Annotated in this window: 14 protein-coding genes and 1 pseudogene; 5 read left to right on the forward strand and 10 right to left on the reverse strand. The window is 68.3% G+C overall.

Annotation, left to right across the window (positions count from 1 at the left end; genetic code table 11):
* Positions 1-121: 121 nt before the first annotated feature.
* On the forward strand, positions 122-673 hold the full coding sequence (locus tag C4B30_RS07610; protein WP_089501553.1) for a DUF3005 domain-containing protein: 552 nt from the start codon (positions 122-124) through the stop codon (positions 671-673).
* Between the two features lie 75 nt (positions 674-748).
* On the opposite strand, the gene C4B30_RS07615 is transcribed toward C4B30_RS07610, so the two are convergent.
* Positions 749-1,510 carry a DUF4397 domain-containing protein gene (locus C4B30_RS07615; RefSeq protein WP_027782722.1) on the reverse strand — a complete coding sequence of 254 codons (762 nt, stop codon included), beginning with the start codon at positions 1,508-1,510 and terminating at the stop codon, positions 749-751.
* Between the two features lie 263 nt (positions 1,511-1,773).
* On the opposite strand from C4B30_RS07615, the pseudogene C4B30_RS35825 reads away from it, so the two are divergent.
* A pseudogene (locus C4B30_RS35825) lies at positions 1,774-2,183 on the forward strand (c-type cytochrome); the annotation flags it as partial.
* A 173-nt stretch (positions 2,184-2,356) separates the two neighbouring features.
* Positions 2,357-2,689, forward strand: coding sequence for a hypothetical protein (locus C4B30_RS07625; protein WP_027782724.1), 333 nt, complete (start codon positions 2,357-2,359; stop codon positions 2,687-2,689).
* Positions 2,690-2,805: 116 nt separating this feature from the next.
* On the opposite strand, the gene mmsB is transcribed toward C4B30_RS07625, so the two are convergent.
* The 3 genes from mmsB to C4B30_RS07640 form a co-directional block, all read right to left on the reverse strand.
* A complete protein-coding gene (gene mmsB / locus C4B30_RS07630; protein ID WP_105132256.1) occupies positions 2,806-3,696 on the reverse strand; it encodes a 3-hydroxyisobutyrate dehydrogenase in 891 nt (296 codons plus the stop codon).
* A gap of 23 nt (positions 3,697-3,719) precedes the next feature.
* Entirely contained in the window at positions 3,720-5,246 is a 1,527-nt protein-coding gene (locus C4B30_RS07635) for a CoA-acylating methylmalonate-semialdehyde dehydrogenase (RefSeq protein WP_105132257.1), read from the reverse strand.
* A gap of 120 nt (positions 5,247-5,366) precedes the next feature.
* A complete protein-coding gene (locus C4B30_RS07640; protein ID WP_105132258.1) occupies positions 5,367-6,686 on the reverse strand; it encodes an MFS transporter in 1,320 nt (439 codons plus the stop codon).
* Positions 6,687-6,844: 158 nt separating this feature from the next.
* Between C4B30_RS07640 and C4B30_RS07645 the strand changes: the two genes are divergently transcribed.
* Positions 6,845-7,804 carry a LysR family transcriptional regulator gene (locus C4B30_RS07645; protein WP_105132259.1) on the forward strand — a complete coding sequence of 320 codons (960 nt, stop codon included), beginning with the start codon at positions 6,845-6,847 and terminating at the stop codon, positions 7,802-7,804.
* Positions 7,805-7,894: 90 nt separating this feature from the next.
* On the opposite strand, the gene C4B30_RS07650 is transcribed toward C4B30_RS07645, so the two are convergent.
* Both C4B30_RS07650 and C4B30_RS07655 read right to left on the reverse strand, forming a co-directional pair.
* Positions 7,895-8,776, reverse strand: a complete 882-nt coding sequence (locus C4B30_RS07650) for a hypothetical protein (RefSeq protein WP_234015414.1) — start codon at positions 8,774-8,776, stop codon at positions 7,895-7,897.
* Between the two features lie 172 nt (positions 8,777-8,948).
* Positions 8,949-9,671 carry a haloacid dehalogenase type II gene (locus C4B30_RS07655; RefSeq protein WP_105132261.1) on the reverse strand — a complete coding sequence of 241 codons (723 nt, stop codon included), beginning with the start codon at positions 9,669-9,671 and terminating at the stop codon, positions 8,949-8,951.
* 482 nt (positions 9,672-10,153) lie between these two features.
* On the opposite strand from C4B30_RS07655, the gene C4B30_RS07660 reads away from it, so the two are divergent.
* Positions 10,154-12,403, forward strand: a complete 2,250-nt coding sequence (locus tag C4B30_RS07660) for a putative bifunctional diguanylate cyclase/phosphodiesterase (RefSeq protein ID WP_105132262.1) — start codon at positions 10,154-10,156, stop codon at positions 12,401-12,403.
* 23 nt (positions 12,404-12,426) lie between these two features.
* Here the strand turns inward: C4B30_RS07660 and C4B30_RS07665 are convergent, their stop codons facing one another.
* From C4B30_RS07665 to C4B30_RS07680, 4 genes are all read right to left on the reverse strand, one after another.
* A complete protein-coding gene (locus tag C4B30_RS07665) occupies positions 12,427-13,479 on the reverse strand; it encodes a response regulator (protein WP_027782732.1) in 1,053 nt (350 codons plus the stop codon).
* Positions 13,480-13,546: 67 nt separating this feature from the next.
* The gene (locus C4B30_RS07670; protein WP_105132263.1) at positions 13,547-14,551 is read right to left on the reverse strand and encodes a chemotaxis response regulator protein-glutamate methylesterase; all 1,005 of its coding nucleotides are present in this window, start codon (positions 14,549-14,551) and stop codon (positions 13,547-13,549) included.
* Between the two features lie 199 nt (positions 14,552-14,750).
* Positions 14,751-15,092, reverse strand: coding sequence for a hypothetical protein (locus C4B30_RS35205; RefSeq protein ID WP_158683402.1), 342 nt, complete (start codon positions 15,090-15,092; stop codon positions 14,751-14,753).
* Positions 15,093-15,244: 152 nt separating this feature from the next.
* On the reverse strand, positions 15,245-15,469 hold the full coding sequence (locus C4B30_RS07680) for a hypothetical protein (protein ID WP_027782734.1): 225 nt from the start codon (positions 15,467-15,469) through the stop codon (positions 15,245-15,247).
* Positions 15,470-15,562 lie beyond the last annotated feature (93 nt).

Genomic DNA, 15,562 nt, shown 5'->3' on the forward strand with positions numbered 1-15,562 from the left:
GCGCCGGATGGCGCGCGTGCGTGGCCGTGCGCATGAAAGATTTGCAAGGACCGTTGTAGCGATTTCCGGCCCGGCGGCGCTGGCGCGACGCCGGCGTCCGCGGGCCGGCCAAGGAGGTGCGATGCAGAACGCGGAATCGAACCCTACCCCCGAAAAGCAGCGGGAACAGATCGAGAAGAGCCCGGTGAAGACGCCGGCGGCCGGCGACATGCCCGACGCGGCGACCCAGGCCGCGCAGACGGCGCGGCGTCCGCTGACGCCGGAGGCGGTCGCCGGGAAAATGCCGACCGGCCTGCCGGCGATCGACGTAAGCGCGCATGCGGTCGACAGCGGCGATCCGGTGCGCCGGGCGGCCGGCCGGATCGTCACGCTCGACAACGCGAACATGGCGATGACCGACAACACGGTCGACGTCGACGGCAAGGGCATGGAGGCCCGCACCGGCGCGTCCGAGCTGCAGGACAACGTGATCTATTCGAACGCGTCGCTCGACGAAGCGGTCGATACGCCCGACGAAGGGCTCGGCGGCATCGAGAGCCGGCCGTCCGGCAACATGCCGCAGATCGCGACGCGGCCGGGTTGGCGCGTGCGCCATGTCGGCGATGTCGACATCGAGCACGGCGACGGGACGCGCGCGGAGCATGTGATCTGCCTCGAACGGTCCGACGACTGATACCGGATTGATACCGGTATTCGACACGCGGCGGCCGATGCATGTTGCATCGGCCGCCGCAACCGTTTTCGGCCCTTACTGCGGCCCCAGTTCCTGCGCGGACGTATCGGCGTTGTTGCCCTGCGCGACGAGTACGTGAATATCGTTCGGCGTCACGTCGCCCACCCCGCCGGATGGAATCGTCAGGAGCAGCCAGTCGGCGTTGTTGCCGATGCTGACCGGCGCGGTCTTCAGGATCGGCGACTTGCTGCCGGCCGTCGTGACGATCACCTGGTAGGTGCCGCCGTTCAGGTAGACCGAATCCTGCGTCGTCGCCGGCACGGCATTCTGGTAGGCCGCGCCCGCCATCGTCGGGCTTTGCGTGGTGATGTCGGTGCCCGGCGGCACGACGTAGACGTCCACGTTCTGCGCGTTCGGCGATGCGTTGAAGCTGCGCACGCGCGCCTTGTCCGACAGCAGGCCCTTGGCGTACGGATCGTCGATGACGGAGATCAGCGACGTCGTGCTCGGCAGCGCGATCGTCGTGTAATGGTGACCGTTCGCCGCGCTGAACGATTGAGACGCAATGGTCGAGGTCGTGCCCGACACGTCGTAGCTCGCGTTCTGCGTGCCCGAATCGACATCGTGATAGCGCGTCACGCCCTTGTATGCGACGCCCGACTGGTCGATCTTCGCATTCAGGTAGTAGTCGAGATTCGGGCCGGCCGGCACCGCGTTGATGAAGCGCGCCTGCGGCTTCGAGATGCCGAGTTCGGTCCCGGCGTCGTCGCCGCCGCCGCATGCTGTGAGCACGGAGATGACCGAGCACAGGGCCACTATCGTTCGTATTGATTTCATGTCGTCCTCTCGTTCAGGAAACCTGCATTGCGATGCCGGACCGCCGCGCAAGGAATCGCGCGGGGCGCAGCGCCGGTTGGAAGGAAGATGGCTGTCCACCGGATGGCGGGCGCGGGGATGGCGCAATCGACGTGCCTGTGCGGAGAAAAAAGCGGCGAGCGACGGCGGCGCGGAGGCGAAAAGCGCGCATGCACAGGGATGGCGGCGTGCGTGGGACGACGCGGAGAACGTGAGGCAGGCCGCGCAATCGGAGAGATTGTAAAAAGGCAGCGGAAGCCATCGCGACGCTCGGCCTCGACAGCGGCGCGCGTGCGACGGGGCGTGCGCGGTCTGTCATGCGGAATCGGGCGACGTCGGGCATCGCGGCGTGGGTCCGCTGATGGGACTCGATACGAGCGTCAGTCAGGCGACGCCGGACAACTTGCTGCGCGTGCTGCACCACCGGGTTGACCAGCCGGCCACCGACCGGCGCGGCTACATGCCGGGCTTCGGCGATGCGTTCGACGATCGCCAGATGGCCGAGCCTGCCGCATACATTCGCGCTCGCTACGCGCCGCGGCAGCCGGCGTGGCGAAACGTCGCGCAAGCGTCCGCGAGAATCCGGCAGGCGGGTGCGCATTGGCCGTCGCGCCGGCGTGAGCGCCCGGGCCGGCGGGCGCGACGGGCGAAATGACCTGCCGGACGAAAACGATGGCCGGCGACGGCTGTAAATCTTGCCTGATTCGGCCATCGTTTAACCATTCGAAACAATGTGTTCACTGAAAGGGGCATGATCTCCGGCGATCGAGCAGGCATACTGTCGCCTATGTTGCTCAATGCACGTCGAACGGCGTGCGCTTGCCTTCCATGTCCATTCCAGTCTCTTTCCGAACCCTGCGATGGTTGACCATTGCGGCTGCCGCATGCTTGCTCGCCGCGTGTTCGACTGCTTCCGACGTGACCGCGACGTCGAACCCGAACGTATACACCGTGACGACGCGCACGGTCGGCGTGTCGACGACGTGGGCCGACGCCCACGAGAAGGCCGTCAGCGAAGCCACCAACTACTGCACGCAGCGCGGGATGCGCGCGAGCGTGAAGCAGGAATCGCTGACCGCCGGCCGCCGCATCGACGCACGTTCCGAACTCGCGTTCGAGTGCCATCCGACCTTCGAGACGGCATCGAACCCGCGCGGTTGACCGAGCGGCGGCATGATTACGCCGCCCGCGTTTTTCTTCCCCCGCATGCAAACCGATCCGCGATGCCGTTCAGGGCACATCGCGGGTCGGCGCACGTCCGGCGACGGCCGGGCGGGTCAGGCGGGCTGCGCCTCGTACAGCTTCACGCATGCGGAGAAGTCGAGCGTGCCGAGCCCCTGCTGGCTCATCGACTGATACAGCTGCTGCGCGAGCGCGCCCATCCAGACCGGCTGATGCGCGCTGCGCGCGGCTTCGGTCGCGAGCCCGAGATCCTTCAGCATCAGGTTCGCCGCGAAGCCGCCCGCATAGCCGCGCGCGGCCGGCGCCGTGTCGCTCACGCCCGGATACGGGTTGTACGTGTCCGCGCTCCAGCAGCGGCCGGTCGACGTGTTGATGATGCCGGCCAGCACGGCCGGCTCGATGCCGAGCGCGGCGCCCAGCGCCATCGCTTCCGCCACGCCCATCATCGAGATCCCGAGCAGCAGGTTGTTGCAGATCTTCGCGATCTGCCCGGTGCCGGTGCCGCCGCAGTGCACGACGTTCTTGCCCATGTCCAGCAGCACCGGGCGGATGCGCTCGAACAGCGCGCCGTCCGCGCCGACCATGAAGGTCAGCGTGCCGGCCTGCGCGCCGCCGGTGCCGCCCGACACGGGCGCGTCGGCGAGCGGGAAGTCGCGCTGCGCGGCGGCTTCGGCCACCGCGCGCACGGTGCCGGGATCGATCGTGCTGCAGTCGATCAGCGTCGCGCCGGCGCGCGCGCCGGCCAGCACGCCGTCGCCGCCGAGGTAGACGGCGCGCACGTGCTGCGCGGCCGGCAGCATCGTGATCACGACCGCACCGCGCGCCGCGGCGTCGCGCGGCGAGGCGGCCGCCGTCGCGCCGGCGCGCACCGCGGCGTCGACCGCGTGCGCGTCGAGGTCGAATACCGTCAGCGCATGGCCGGCCTTGAGCAGGTTGGCGGCCATGGGGCCGCCCATGTTGCCGAGTCCGATGAATGCAATTTCCATGTCGTGGCTCCCCATGCCTTGCATCAGCGCAGCGCGATCGTCGTGTTCACGCCGCCGGCCGTCGCGTCGTCGTCGAACCAGCGCGCGGTGACCGTCTTGGTCTGCGTGTAGAACTGCACGACCTGCTTGCCGTACGGGCCGAGATCGCCGAGCTTCGAGCCGCGCGAACCGGTGAAGCTGAAGTAGGGCACCGGCACCGGAATCGGGATGTTGATGCCGACCTGCCCGACGTCGATCTCGCTCTGGAACTTGCGCGCCGCCGCGCCGCTCTGCGTGAACAGGCCCACGCCGTTGCCCATCGGGTTGCGGTTGACGAGTGCGATCGCGTCGTCGAGCGTGTCGGCCTCGAGTACGACCACCACCGGCCCGAAGATTTCTTCCGTGTAGATCGACATGTCGGTCGTCACGCCCGAGAAGATCGTCGGGCCGACGAAGTTGCCGTGCTCGTAGCCGGGCACCTTCACGTCGCGGCCGTCGAGCAGCAGCGTCGCGCCTTCCTTCACGCCGGCGTCGATCAGCGACAGGATGCGTTCCTTCGCCGCCTTCGACACGACCGGGCCGACGTCGGTGCCGGCCTCGGCGCCCGCGTTGACCTTCAGCGCCTTCGCCTTCTCGACGAGATCGGGCAGCCAGTCGCGCGCCTTGCCGACCAGCACGACGACCGATGTCGCCATGCAGCGCTGGCCGGCCGCGCCGAAGCCCGCGCCGACGAGCGCGTTGATCGACTGCTCGCGGTGCGCATCGGGCAGCACGACCGCGTGATTCTTCGCGCCCATCATCGACTGCACGCGCTTGCCGTGCTGGCTGCCGAGGTTGTACACATGCGTGCCGACGCGCGTCGAGCCGACGAACGAGATCGCCTTGATGTCCGGATGCGTGCACAGGCGGTCGACCACCGTCTTGCCACCATGCACGACGTTCAGCACGCCTTGCGGCACGCCGGCTTCGATCGCGAGTTCGACGAGCTGCATCGTCGACAGCGGATCCTGCTCCGACGGCTTCAGCACGAACGTGTTGCCGCACACGATCGCCATCGGGAACATCCACAGCGGAATCATCCCGGGGAAATTGAACGGCGTGATGCCCGCGCAGACGCCGATCGGCTGGCGCAGCGTGTAGGTATCGACGCCGCCCGCGACGTTCTCCGCGAATTCGCCTTGCTGCAGCGTGCCGATCGAGCACGCGTGCTCGACCACTTCGAGACCGCGGAAGATGTCGCCCTGCGCATCGGGCAGCGTCTTGCCTTGTTCGGCCGTCAGCGTGTGCGCGATCCGTTCGAGATTGCGGCGCACCAGATCCTGGAACTTCAGCATGATGCGCAGCCGGGCGCCGATCGGCGTCGTCTTCCAGGTCTGGAACGCGCGCTGCGCGGATGCGATCGCGGCATCGACCTCGTCGAGCGTCGCATACGGCACGCGGCCGATGACTTCCTGCGTCGCGGGGTTGACGATGTCGCCCCATTCGGCGCTTTGCGAATCGACGAACGCGCCGTCGATCAGCAGCTTGGCGGTGGGCAGGGCGAGGGTGGTCTGGGGAACTGCGGCGTTCATGGAACTCTCCGGGAAACGGTGGTGCGAAGAAAAAGGGTGGCCTGCGTCCGCCGGGCGTGCGGCCACGGCGGACGGCAGGTCGAACTGAAATACTGAAATCGAATGAAGGCGGCCGGCGTGCTAGGCGCGCGCCGGGCGCATCAACGCGGTACACACGAGCGCGAACACGCCGAAGCCGACGAGGTACGCGATCACGTAGTGCGGCTGGCCGCCGCCGGCCTTGAGCAGCGACGTCGCGATCATCGGCGCGAAGCCACCGCCGATCACGCCGGCCAGCTGCACCGACAGCGAGATGCCGCTGTAGCGGATTTCCGCGGGGAACTGCTGCGCGAACAGCAGCGATTCCGGTGCATAGAGGATCGGGAACACGACGCCGAGGCCGAGCACGATCGCCCACCACGCGTACGACGTCTGCTGCGTGCCGAGCATCATGAAGAACGGCGCGGCGAACGCGCACATCAGCACGAGGCCGATCGCGAACATCCGACGCTGGCCGATGCGGTCGCTCAGATGCCCGCACAACGGCATCGTGACGAGCGACAGCACCGCGCCGGCCGTGATCGCGTGCAGCATCTCGGCCTTCGGCAGATGCAGTTGCTGAGTCGCGTAAGCGAGCGCGAACGTGACGACCATGTAGAACCAGGTGTTCTCGGCGGCGCGCGCGCCGACGATCGTCAGCACTTCGCGCGGATGGCGGCGCAGCGCGGCCATCACCGGCGATTTCTCGGCCTTGCCCTGGCGCTGCATCTTCTCGAAGTCGGGCGATTCCGGCACCTTCGCGCGGATGAACCAGCCGAGGCCGACGAGCGCGATGCTCGCGAGGAACGGCACGCGCCAGCCCCACGACAGCATGTCGGCTTCCGGCAGCGCGGCCACCGCGGCCATCGCCACCGACGACAGGATCAGGCCGAGCCCGACACCCGTCTGCGGCAGGCTGCCGAACAGCCCCTTGCGGCCCTTCGGCGCGTGCTCGACGGCCATCAGCACCGCGCCGCCCCATTCGCCGCCGACGGCCATGCCCTGCAGGAAGCGCATCGCGATCAGCAGCGCGGCGGCCCAGTAGCCGATGCTGTCGTACGACGGGATCAGCCCGATGATCATGCTCGGCACGCCCATCAGCAGCAGCGTGATCATCAGCATCGACTTGCGGCCGATGCGGTCGCCGAAGTGGCCGAACAGGATGCCGCCCATCGGCCGCCCGATGAAGCCGACCGCGAACGTGCCGAATGCTGCGAGCGTGCCGACGACGGGGTCCAGAGACGGGAAGAAGATGCGGTTGAACACGAGCGCCGCGGCCGTGCCGTAAAGGAAGAAGTCGTACCACTCGATCGTCGTGCCGGCCATGCTGGCCCAGCCGGCCAGCAGGTAGTGCTTCGCGGTGCGCTCGGGGGCCGGCGTCGCGACTGTCGCATGCTCATCGAGGGTGGATCGGGTCTGCATGGTGTCTCCGTGGTAGTTGCCGCGGCTCGTGGTCCGCAGGTCACGGTCGAGTATAGTTATGCGCAGATTCATGATGTACCGATAAAGAAACCGGTTGGATGTGCATTTATGCATATCGATAGCCGGCCCGGAGACGCCCGCCCTTTTTTCCCTCGCCGATGCGACATGCCACCGAGCCGGTTTCCGGCAACCTGAACTGGGACGACCTGCGCTTTTTCCTCGAAGTCGCGCGCACGCAGCGCGCGAGCGGCGCCGCGAAGCGGCTCGGCGTCGACTACACGACCGTCGCGCGGCGCATCCGCGCGCTCGAGGCCGCGATGGGCACGCTGCTGTTCGACAAGTCGCGCTCCGGCGGCTTCACGCTGACGGCCGAAGGGCAGCGGCTCGTCGCGTATGCGGATGCGATGGAGACGACCGTGCAATCCGCGTGCGACCAGGTCGCGAACACGGGCGCGGCGCTGTCGGGCCACGTGCGGATCGGGTCGACCGAAGGGTTCGGCTGCTTTTTTCTCGCGCCGCAGCTCGCGCGGTTCCGCGCCGCGCATCCGCACGTGACGGTCGACCTGCTGCCGGTGCCGCATTTCGTCAACCTGCCCAAGCGCGAGGCCGATCTCGCGATCACGCTCGAGCGGCCCGAACGCGGCCCTTACGTGGTCACGAAGCTGTGCGACTACCAGTTGCGGCTCTATGCGACGCGCGACTATCTGGCGAACCACGCGCCGATCGCGTGCACGGACGATCTCGCGCGGCACGCGTTCATCAGCTACGTCGACGATCTCGCGTTCAGCCACGAGCTGCTGTACCTGGACCGCGCGGTGCCCGGCGCGACGGCCGGGCTGCGCACGACGAGCGTGATCGCGCAGTTGTTCGCGGCGCTGCAGGGCGGCGGGCTTGCGATCCTGCCGTGCTTCATGGCCGCCACGCAGCCGGCGCTGGTGCCGGTGCTGCCGAACGACGTGGTCGTCACGCGGTGTTTCTGGCTGACGTGCCGCGAGGATCTGCGCAAGCTGCGGCGCGTGACCGCGTTGTGGGACTACCTGCGTGCGGCGGCGGATGCGAATCGGGCGTTGCTGTCGGGGGAATCGGGGATGCTGCGATTCGTCGGCGAGCCGGAATAGCGGTGGACGGGCATGTCGCGACGGCGGCGTGATGATCGAACTGGATGCGATAGCCGCGCAGGGGCAGGCGGTCGCGATGGAGTCGGCGCGTTAGGCCTTGCCCGCGGGCGCGTAGTAGATTCGCCCGATATCTGTGTCGCGCGCCGGGCCGTTGCGTTCGGCCTCGGTGCACGTAGCCAGGAAATCGACCGTGCACAGATCCGCGCGTCCCAGCGCCTTCAGGATGCTCGACGTGCGCCACGCCGGCAGCCAGTCGGACCACGACAGCCGCACGCCCAGGACCAGCGCGAGCAGGATGCCCACCGTGAGCGGTCCGCCCAGCAGCATGGCCAGATCGAGGCCCAGGTCGGAAAAGCCGCCGTCGCTGGTCCATAGCACCAGGGCCATGATCGGTACGAGAAAGCAGTTCATGCCGATGAACGACCATTTCCACGCCAGCCCGAGGTCGCGCGTCAGGCCGGCCAGCCCCGTGTCGCTGCACGCGTGATCCATGACCATGCGGTGCCGGTCGGGGGACGACAGCGCGAGCAGGCGACCGCGACGATCGACCACCGCAACCACGTCGTCGCCAACGTCGAAGCACTGGCCGCCAAGGAACCCGCGGTACGTTTTGCCGCCTGTTTCGATTTCGACCGGAAGCTTCGCGAACAGGATCTTGCCGTTCTTCCCCACGGTCACGTATGCGTTCGCCGACACGAAGGTCCTCGTCTCGCGCATGTTCGCGTACGACCACGTCGCCGGATGCTCGACCTTGTCGGCTGCGGCATTCAACCGGGCCAGGACGAGGTCTTCATCGGTTTGCTGAAACACCAGCGCATTGGCTGCGGCACCGTTGCCGGTGAGTGCGGCCATGATCGGCACGGCGCTGTGCGTGAACCAGTAACCCAGCGATTTCTTTCGGGCTTCGCGGTCGACGGGCGGTACCTGACGGCTCCCGGCACTGTCCTGGTCGGGGCGCTCGAGAAAGCGCAACGCGGTCAGTTTGCCTTCGACGAGACGCAGGGAGGATGACATGGGGAAGGTGGCCGCAAAGGGACAGGGTTTGCGGAGTCTACCAGCCGTCTGCGTTTGTGCACGACGCGCCGCTCCGCCGGCGCTGCTTCGCGGCCGGCAGCGCTCCGCGATCGCGCACCTGACCGGGCATTCAATCCGGGCAACCCAGCCGATCCGCGAGTTCGTTCAGGTCCCTGACGTCGAAATCCCACGCATCGTCGGCTTGCAGGTCGGTCGTCTGGCCGGGCCCGTGCTCGGTCGGCCGCAGTACGAACGCGGTCGACAGCCCGAGCCGGCGCGCGGCGGCAAGATCGCCGTTGTGCGCGGCCACCAGGCACAGCTCGGCCGGCGCGAGGCCGAGAATCTCGACCGCTTCGGTATAGACGGCCGGCGACGGCTTGTACGCGCGGGCAACCTCGGCGCCGAGAATCGCGTCCCACGGCAGCCCGCCGTGTTTCGCGACGTCGACCATCAGCCGGATGTTGCCGTTCGACAGCGGCGCGATGATGTAGCGCTGCTTCAGCCGCTGCAGCCCGGCGACGGAATCGGGCCACGGATCGAGCCGATGCCACGCGAGATTGAGCGTGTCGATGTCGGCATCGGGCACGTCGTCGATCCCGAAACGGTCGAGCGTGCGCACGAGGTTCTCGCGATGCAGCACGTCGAGCCGCACGTAGCGGCGACGTCCGCTGCGGATTTCTTCCATCGACGGCGAATACTCGGCGCGCCACGCATCGGCGAACGCGAACGGGTCGAGCGTCGGCGCGTGGCGCTCCAGGAATGCGGCGGCGCCGCGTGCGACACCGCTTCTCCAGTCGACGATCGTTCCGAAGACATCGAAAACGAGCGCCTTGATTTCGGCAGGGTTCGTCATGGTGATCCAGTGAAGGTCGTTCGACGGGGTTCACATCGCCGTGCCGCCGGATGGCGCGACGTCGGTTCGACGGACATTGAATCACGGATACGAAAACGCGGCCCGGGAAGCCGCGATGCGTGGCGTGGTATTCCCGTCGTGGCGCGGGTTGCTGCCGCGCGTGCGCGTGCGCGTGCCGATCGATTTCCCGGCCGAGCCCCTCCGGAAGGATTGACGCGCGGCGCCCGCGCCTTCGTGCAGCGCAGCAACCTGGCGTCGCACCGGCCGCCGCTAGCGAGGCTCGCGGCGACCGAGCGTATCCCCTGATGGAAGCAGGTATGCCGATCGTCACGGATTGGTGTTAAATACATTTCGGCGCGTCCTGGCACGGCGCGCAAACGGGGCGCACCGGGCATCGGCGTAAACCCGGGGCGGGACAGGGGCACGAAATCGATAACGAATCGGGCGCATCAGACCCGATCGGACAGACGGCAGGATTCATCTTGAATACCGAACCGCAAAGTTCTCGCTACAGCCTCGGGCTCGCCGCGGAAGTCCTCGCATCCGAGCAGAGCGTACTGAGGCTGATCACACGCAACACGCCGCTGCCGGAACTGTTGTCCGAAGTTTGCCGGCGTGCCGAGGCTTTGCTCGGCGACGGCGCGTCGTGCACGATCCTGCTGCTCGATACGGACGGCGTGCACATGCGCGTCGGCGCGGCGCCGTCGCTGCCCGCACAGTACAGCGCGGCGATCGACGGCGCGGCGATCGGGCCCGCGGCCGGCTCGTGCGGCACCGCGATGTACGAGCGCCGCATGGTCGCCGTCGAGAACATCGAAACCGATCCGCTGTGGGCCGACTACCGCGCCATTGCATTGCCGGTGGGCTTGCGCGCGTGCTGGTCGGTGCCGTTCATCGACGATGCCGGCGTCGTGCTCGGCGCGTTCGCCATCTATCACCACTGGCCGTGCTGCCCGAGCGACGAGGAAACCGCACTGTTGCGCGATATCGGCAACAGCGTCGGCCTCGCGGTGCACCAGGACCGGATCGCGCGGCAGCTCGCGCGCAGCGAGGAACATCACCGGCTCGTCGTCAACAGCCTGAACGAAGGGATCCTCGTCGTGTCGCGCGACGGCGTCGTGGTCGCGAGCAATCCGAGCGCGAACCGGATGATGCGCGTGAAGCGCGACCCCGTCGGCCGCCGGCTGTCGACGGTGATCCTGCGCAAGCTGCACGAAGACGGCACGCTGCTCGCGCCGGACGACTGGCCGAGCCGGATCGCGCTCCTGACGGGCACGCCGCAGCTCGGCTACACGGTCGGCTTCGGCCTCGCGGACGGCGACGTCATCTGGGTGCGCGGCAACGCGGTGCCGATCGTGAAGCCGGGCGAGACGCAGGCCGACTCGGTGCTGGTGTCGTTCAACGACATCGGCCCCGTGCGCGAGGCGCAGCAGCAGTTGCGGTATCTCGCGACCCGCGACGCGCTGACGGGCCTCTACAACCGCCGCTGGCTCGGCGACCGCATGCGCGAGCTGTTCGGCGAGCACGATGCGGCGGCCGGCCCCGCGCGCGTCGCGATCCTGTTCATCGATCTGGTCGGCTTCAAGAAAGTCAACGACACGGCCGGCCACGACGCGGGCGACGCGCTGCTGCGCAGCGTCGCGGCGCGGCTCGCGGCCTGCGCGGACGGCCGCTACGCGCTTACCCGCGTCGGCGGCGACGAGTTCGTGATGCTCGTCGACGACTGCGACGATCCCGAGCGTCTCGCGGTGCTCGCGCGGGAGGTCATCGAGGCGATCGCGAAGCCGTTCGCGGTCGCGAACAACGAATACTGGCTCGGCGTATCGATCGGGATCAGCGTCGCGCCGCGCGACGGCGACGACGCCGTGACGCTGATGCGCAACGCCGATTCGGCGATGTACGACGCGAAGCAGCGTGGGCGCAACCACTTCACGTTCTTCACCGCCCAGCTCAACCTGCGGCTGCAGCGCCGCTTCGCGATCGAGCAGTCGCTGCGGCGCGCGCTCGCGTCGGACATGCTGCGGCTCGCCTATCAGCCCGTCGTCGATGCGCGCAGCGGCCGCACGGTCGGCGCCGAGGCGCTGCTGCGCTGGACGAGCCCCGAGCTCGGGCCGATGTCGCCGGCGGAATTCATTCCGGTCGCGGAAGACACGGGGCTCATCGTCGCGATCGGCCAGTGGGTGCTCGAAACCGCGTGCCGGCAGGCGGCCGAGTGGCGCCGCACGATCGCGCCGGACCTGATGCTGGCCGTCAACCTGTCGCCGCGGCAGTTTCACGAAGGGCTCGTCGAATCGGTCGCCCGCTGTCTCGCGCAAACGCGGCTCGATCCCTCCGCGCTCGAACTCGAGATCACCGAAGGCGTGCTGATGAACGACACGGATACCGTGCTGCCGATGCTCGAAGCGCTCGCGGACATGAACGTGCGGATCTCGGTCGACGATTTCGGCACCGGCTATTCGTCGCTCGCGTACCTGAAGCGCTTTCCGCTGCACAACCTGAAGGTCGACCGCTCGTTCGTGTCGGGCGTGCCCGATCATCACGACTCGGTCGCGATCACGCAGGCGGTCGTCGCGATGGCCCATTCGCTCGGGATGAAGGTCACGGCCGAGGGCGTCGAGACGCAGGCGCAGTCGTGGTTCCTGCAGCAGATCGGCTGCGACATGCAGCAAGGCTATCTGTTCAGCCGCCCGCTGGACGCGAGCGACTACGCGCGCCGGCTAGGCGCCGCATAAGCGCGCGCTCGCCTGGTGTCCCGCTAGCGCGCGCCGAACCCGCCGGCGCCCGGCGGCGGATCGATCTCGACCCGGTTCTTGCCTTCGTGCTTCGCGCGATAGAGCGCGCGGTCGGCCGCCTCGATCAGGAGTGTCGTCGGCAGGCCGGGCGCGGGCACGATGCTCGCGCCGCCGATGCTGATCGTCACGGTGTGGTTGCCCGTTGACGAATGCGCATGCCGCAGTCGCAGCGCCTCGACCGCGAGCCGGATCTTCTCGCCGAGCAGCCGCGCGGCGCCCGGCGACGTGGCCGGCATCACGACCGCGAATTCCTCGCCGCCGAAGCGCGCGGCAAGATCGCCCGACTGCCCGAGACAGCGCTCGATCGTCGATGCGATCTGCTTGAGCACGCTGTCGCCCGACACGTGCCCGTACGTGTCGTTGTACAGCTTGAAGTTGTCGACGTCGATCATCAGCAGCGACAGCTCGCTGCGCTCGCGCGTGCCGCGCCGCCACTCGGCGGCCAGGTATTCGTCGAGATAGCGCCGGTTCGCCAGCCCGGTCAGGCCGTCGGAGTGCGTGAGGCGCCGCAGTTCGAGATTGGCCTCGAGCAGTTGCTGTTGCGACTGTCGCAGCGCACGGTAGGCTTCGTCGCGTTGCAGCAGGTTCATGTACGAGCGCGAGTGGTAGCGGATGCGCGCGACGAGCTCGATGCGATCGGGCAGCTTGACCAGATAGTCGTTCGCGCCGGACGCGAACGCGGCGCTCTTGATCACCGGTTCTTCCTGCGTCGACAGCACGATGATCGGCACGTCGCGCGTCGCCGGATTCGCGCGGTACGCCCGCACGAGGCTCAGCCCGTCGATGCCCGGCATCACGAGATCCTGGAGGATCACGGTCGGGCGCGTCTCGATCGCGGTGGCCATCGCGTCGTCCGAGCGCGGGCAGTAGTGGAAGTCGATGCCTTCCTCGTCGACGAGCGCGCGCCGCACGGCCTCCGCGACGATCGTCTGGTCGTCGACCAGCAACACCATCGCCGGCGTGTCGGCGGGCGACGCGGTCGGGCCGCCCGGCGGGCGAGTCAGGTCAATCGTCATGGGCGATGCGGGTCGTTGCGGTCGTTGCAGGGGCAGGCATGGGCGTTGCGCGCGGTCATCGTCGGGCTCAGATCCGCGCGAGCGCCGCCAGCTCGCCCGCGATGCGCCCGAGCGGCAGGATCGCACGCGCCGCGCCGAGCGTCGCGGCCGCCTTCGGCATTCCGTACACCGCGCTCGTCGCCTCGTCCTGGGCGATCGTATGGTAGCCCTTCATCCGCAGCGCCTTCAGGCCGATCGCGCCGTCGCGTCCCATCCCCGTGAGCAGTACGCCGATCACGCGGCCGGACCAGTGCTCGGTCAGGCTGTTGAAGAACACGTCGACCGACGGTCGATACGGCGTGGCGGCTGGTTCCCGCGTGTATTCGAGCGTGCCGGCGCGCGTGATGCGCAGATGATCGTCGGTCGCGGCGAGCAGCGCGACGCCCGGCTGCGGGCGGTCGCCTTCGCGCGCGACGCGCACGGCGAGCCGGGTCTGACCGTCGAGCCATTGCGCCATGCCTTCGGCGAACGCGCGATCGACGTGCTGCACGATCACGATCGGCGCATTGAAATCGGCCGGCAGGCTGCCGAGGATCGACGCGAGCGCGCCGGGGCCACCGGCCGAGGCGCCGATCGCGACCAGCGGGCCGCCGCGGCCGCGCGCGGCCGCGCCGGCGACGCGCGTGCCGCCCGGCACGTCGAGCAGGCGGCCGATCTGGTCGATCTTCGCGAGCAGCAGTTTCGTCGTGTCGCCGGCGGCGCCGGCGCCGAGTTGCGGCGTGTCGACCGCGTCGAGCGCACCGGCGCCCATCGCCTCGAACACGCGCCACGCGTTCGCGCCGATGCAGCTCGTCACGATCAGGATCGCGCACGGTCGTTCGGAGCGCATGATCCGCCGCGTCGCTTCGATCCCGTCGAACTTCGGCATGATCAGATCCATCAGCACGATGTCGGGCGGCTGCGCGGCGCACAGTTCGACGGCCTGCGCGCCGTCGGTCGCGACCCACAGCACGCGGTGCTCGGGCCGTCGCGCGATCGCGCGGCGCATCGCCTCGACGGCAAGCGGGAGGTCGTTGACGATGCCGATGTTCACAAGCGGAATTCTCCGGTCGGTTCGTAGTGTTGGAGGTGGGCCGGGTTCATGGAGGGGGCTGCCTGTTCGGCGCTGCCGGGCGGCATCGGCGGCCGGACGGCGCGGCATTCTTTTGGTTGACGACGCCCGAATGCTGTCATGCAGCGCGGGCGGCGGCAATCGAAAAATGTGCGCATGATGCCGTTTCAGTGCGTTTCCTCTATGACTGTGCCGCATTGCCTGCAAGCGGGCCAGTCGATCCTGTCCGGACAGGCCGCAAAAGTCCGCATGTTACCGTGCCGGCATCGACAAAAAGAAAGGGGAGAACCGGATGAGCGCGCCTGAAACCCTGCTCGTCGTGCGCCGCGCCCCGTTCGCACCGGTCGTGATCGGGCGCGTCGGCTGTTTGCTGTAGAGGATCGACGGCGAAAGCGGGCACGCGTCGTTTTATCGCGATCGTCCGGTCGAACGCGATGCGGAGCGCGAGCGTTATTTCAGCGCGATGTTTGCCGGCCGCGACGAGGTCGAAGCCTTCATGACGGAACGCGATCGCGCCAGCCACGGCGCGGTGGCGAACTTGCCGAGGCGCTTCACGCAGGCCCGCTACCGACAACCGCGCGAGGGCCGGGGGTTTTCGGTACGGGTGCGGGCACGGGCGCGCCGGCCGCGTAGAGGCCGTGTCGGGCCGTAGAAGGCAGCGGACGCGCCGCACCGTCAATGGCTGCGCGCGTAGCCCTGGATCAGTGCGCGCATCATCCCTTCGACCGTCGCGTCGCGCAGGTCGCCTTCCTGCTCGGCTTCCTCGACGAGCGCGGCATAAGCGGTCGCGAGCGTCACGCGGTCGACTTCATGGCGTTGCTCCATCAGCGTCACCATCCCGTCCTTCGCCAGATGAGCGGAGAACGCGCGGCTGCCGATGGTCTGGAATACGTCAATCATGGCGACTCTCCCGTACGTTGCGGATGCTTTTCAGTGTAGTCGGCGGCGCGGAGCTGCGCCACGCGGGCCGGCCCGATTCGTCCGACGAAATGC

Origin of the sequence: Burkholderia sp. BE12, assembly GCF_002959955.1 — a bacterium.
Taxonomy (GTDB): Bacteria; Pseudomonadota; Gammaproteobacteria; order Burkholderiales; family Burkholderiaceae; genus Burkholderia.

Excerpts from the sequence above, each read along its gene's own strand:
- C4B30_RS07610 (WP_089501553.1), top strand. The coding sequence starts at position 122 with ATGCAGAACGCGGAATCGAACCCTACCCCCGAAAAGCAGCGGGAACAG.
- C4B30_RS07615 (WP_027782722.1), bottom strand. The coding sequence starts at position 1,510 with ATGAAATCAATACGAACGATAGTGGCCCTGTGCTCGGTCATCTCCGTG.
- C4B30_RS07625 (WP_027782724.1), top strand. The coding sequence starts at position 2,357 with ATGTCCATTCCAGTCTCTTTCCGAACCCTGCGATGGTTGACCATTGCG.
- mmsB (WP_105132256.1), bottom strand. The coding sequence starts at position 3,696 with ATGGAAATTGCATTCATCGGACTCGGCAACATGGGCGGCCCCATGGCC.
- C4B30_RS07635 (WP_105132257.1), bottom strand. The coding sequence starts at position 5,246 with ATGAACGCCGCAGTTCCCCAGACCACCCTCGCCCTGCCCACCGCCAAG.
- C4B30_RS07640 (WP_105132258.1), bottom strand. The coding sequence starts at position 6,686 with ATGCAGACCCGATCCACCCTCGATGAGCATGCGACAGTCGCGACGCCG.
- C4B30_RS07645 (WP_105132259.1), top strand. The coding sequence starts at position 6,845 with ATGCGACATGCCACCGAGCCGGTTTCCGGCAACCTGAACTGGGACGAC.
- C4B30_RS07655 (WP_105132261.1), bottom strand. The coding sequence starts at position 9,671 with ATGACGAACCCTGCCGAAATCAAGGCGCTCGTTTTCGATGTCTTCGGA.
- C4B30_RS07665 (WP_027782732.1), bottom strand. The coding sequence starts at position 13,479 with ATGACGATTGACCTGACTCGCCCGCCGGGCGGCCCGACCGCGTCGCCC.
- C4B30_RS07680 (WP_027782734.1), bottom strand. The coding sequence starts at position 15,469 with ATGATTGACGTATTCCAGACCATCGGCAGCCGCGCGTTCTCCGCTCAT.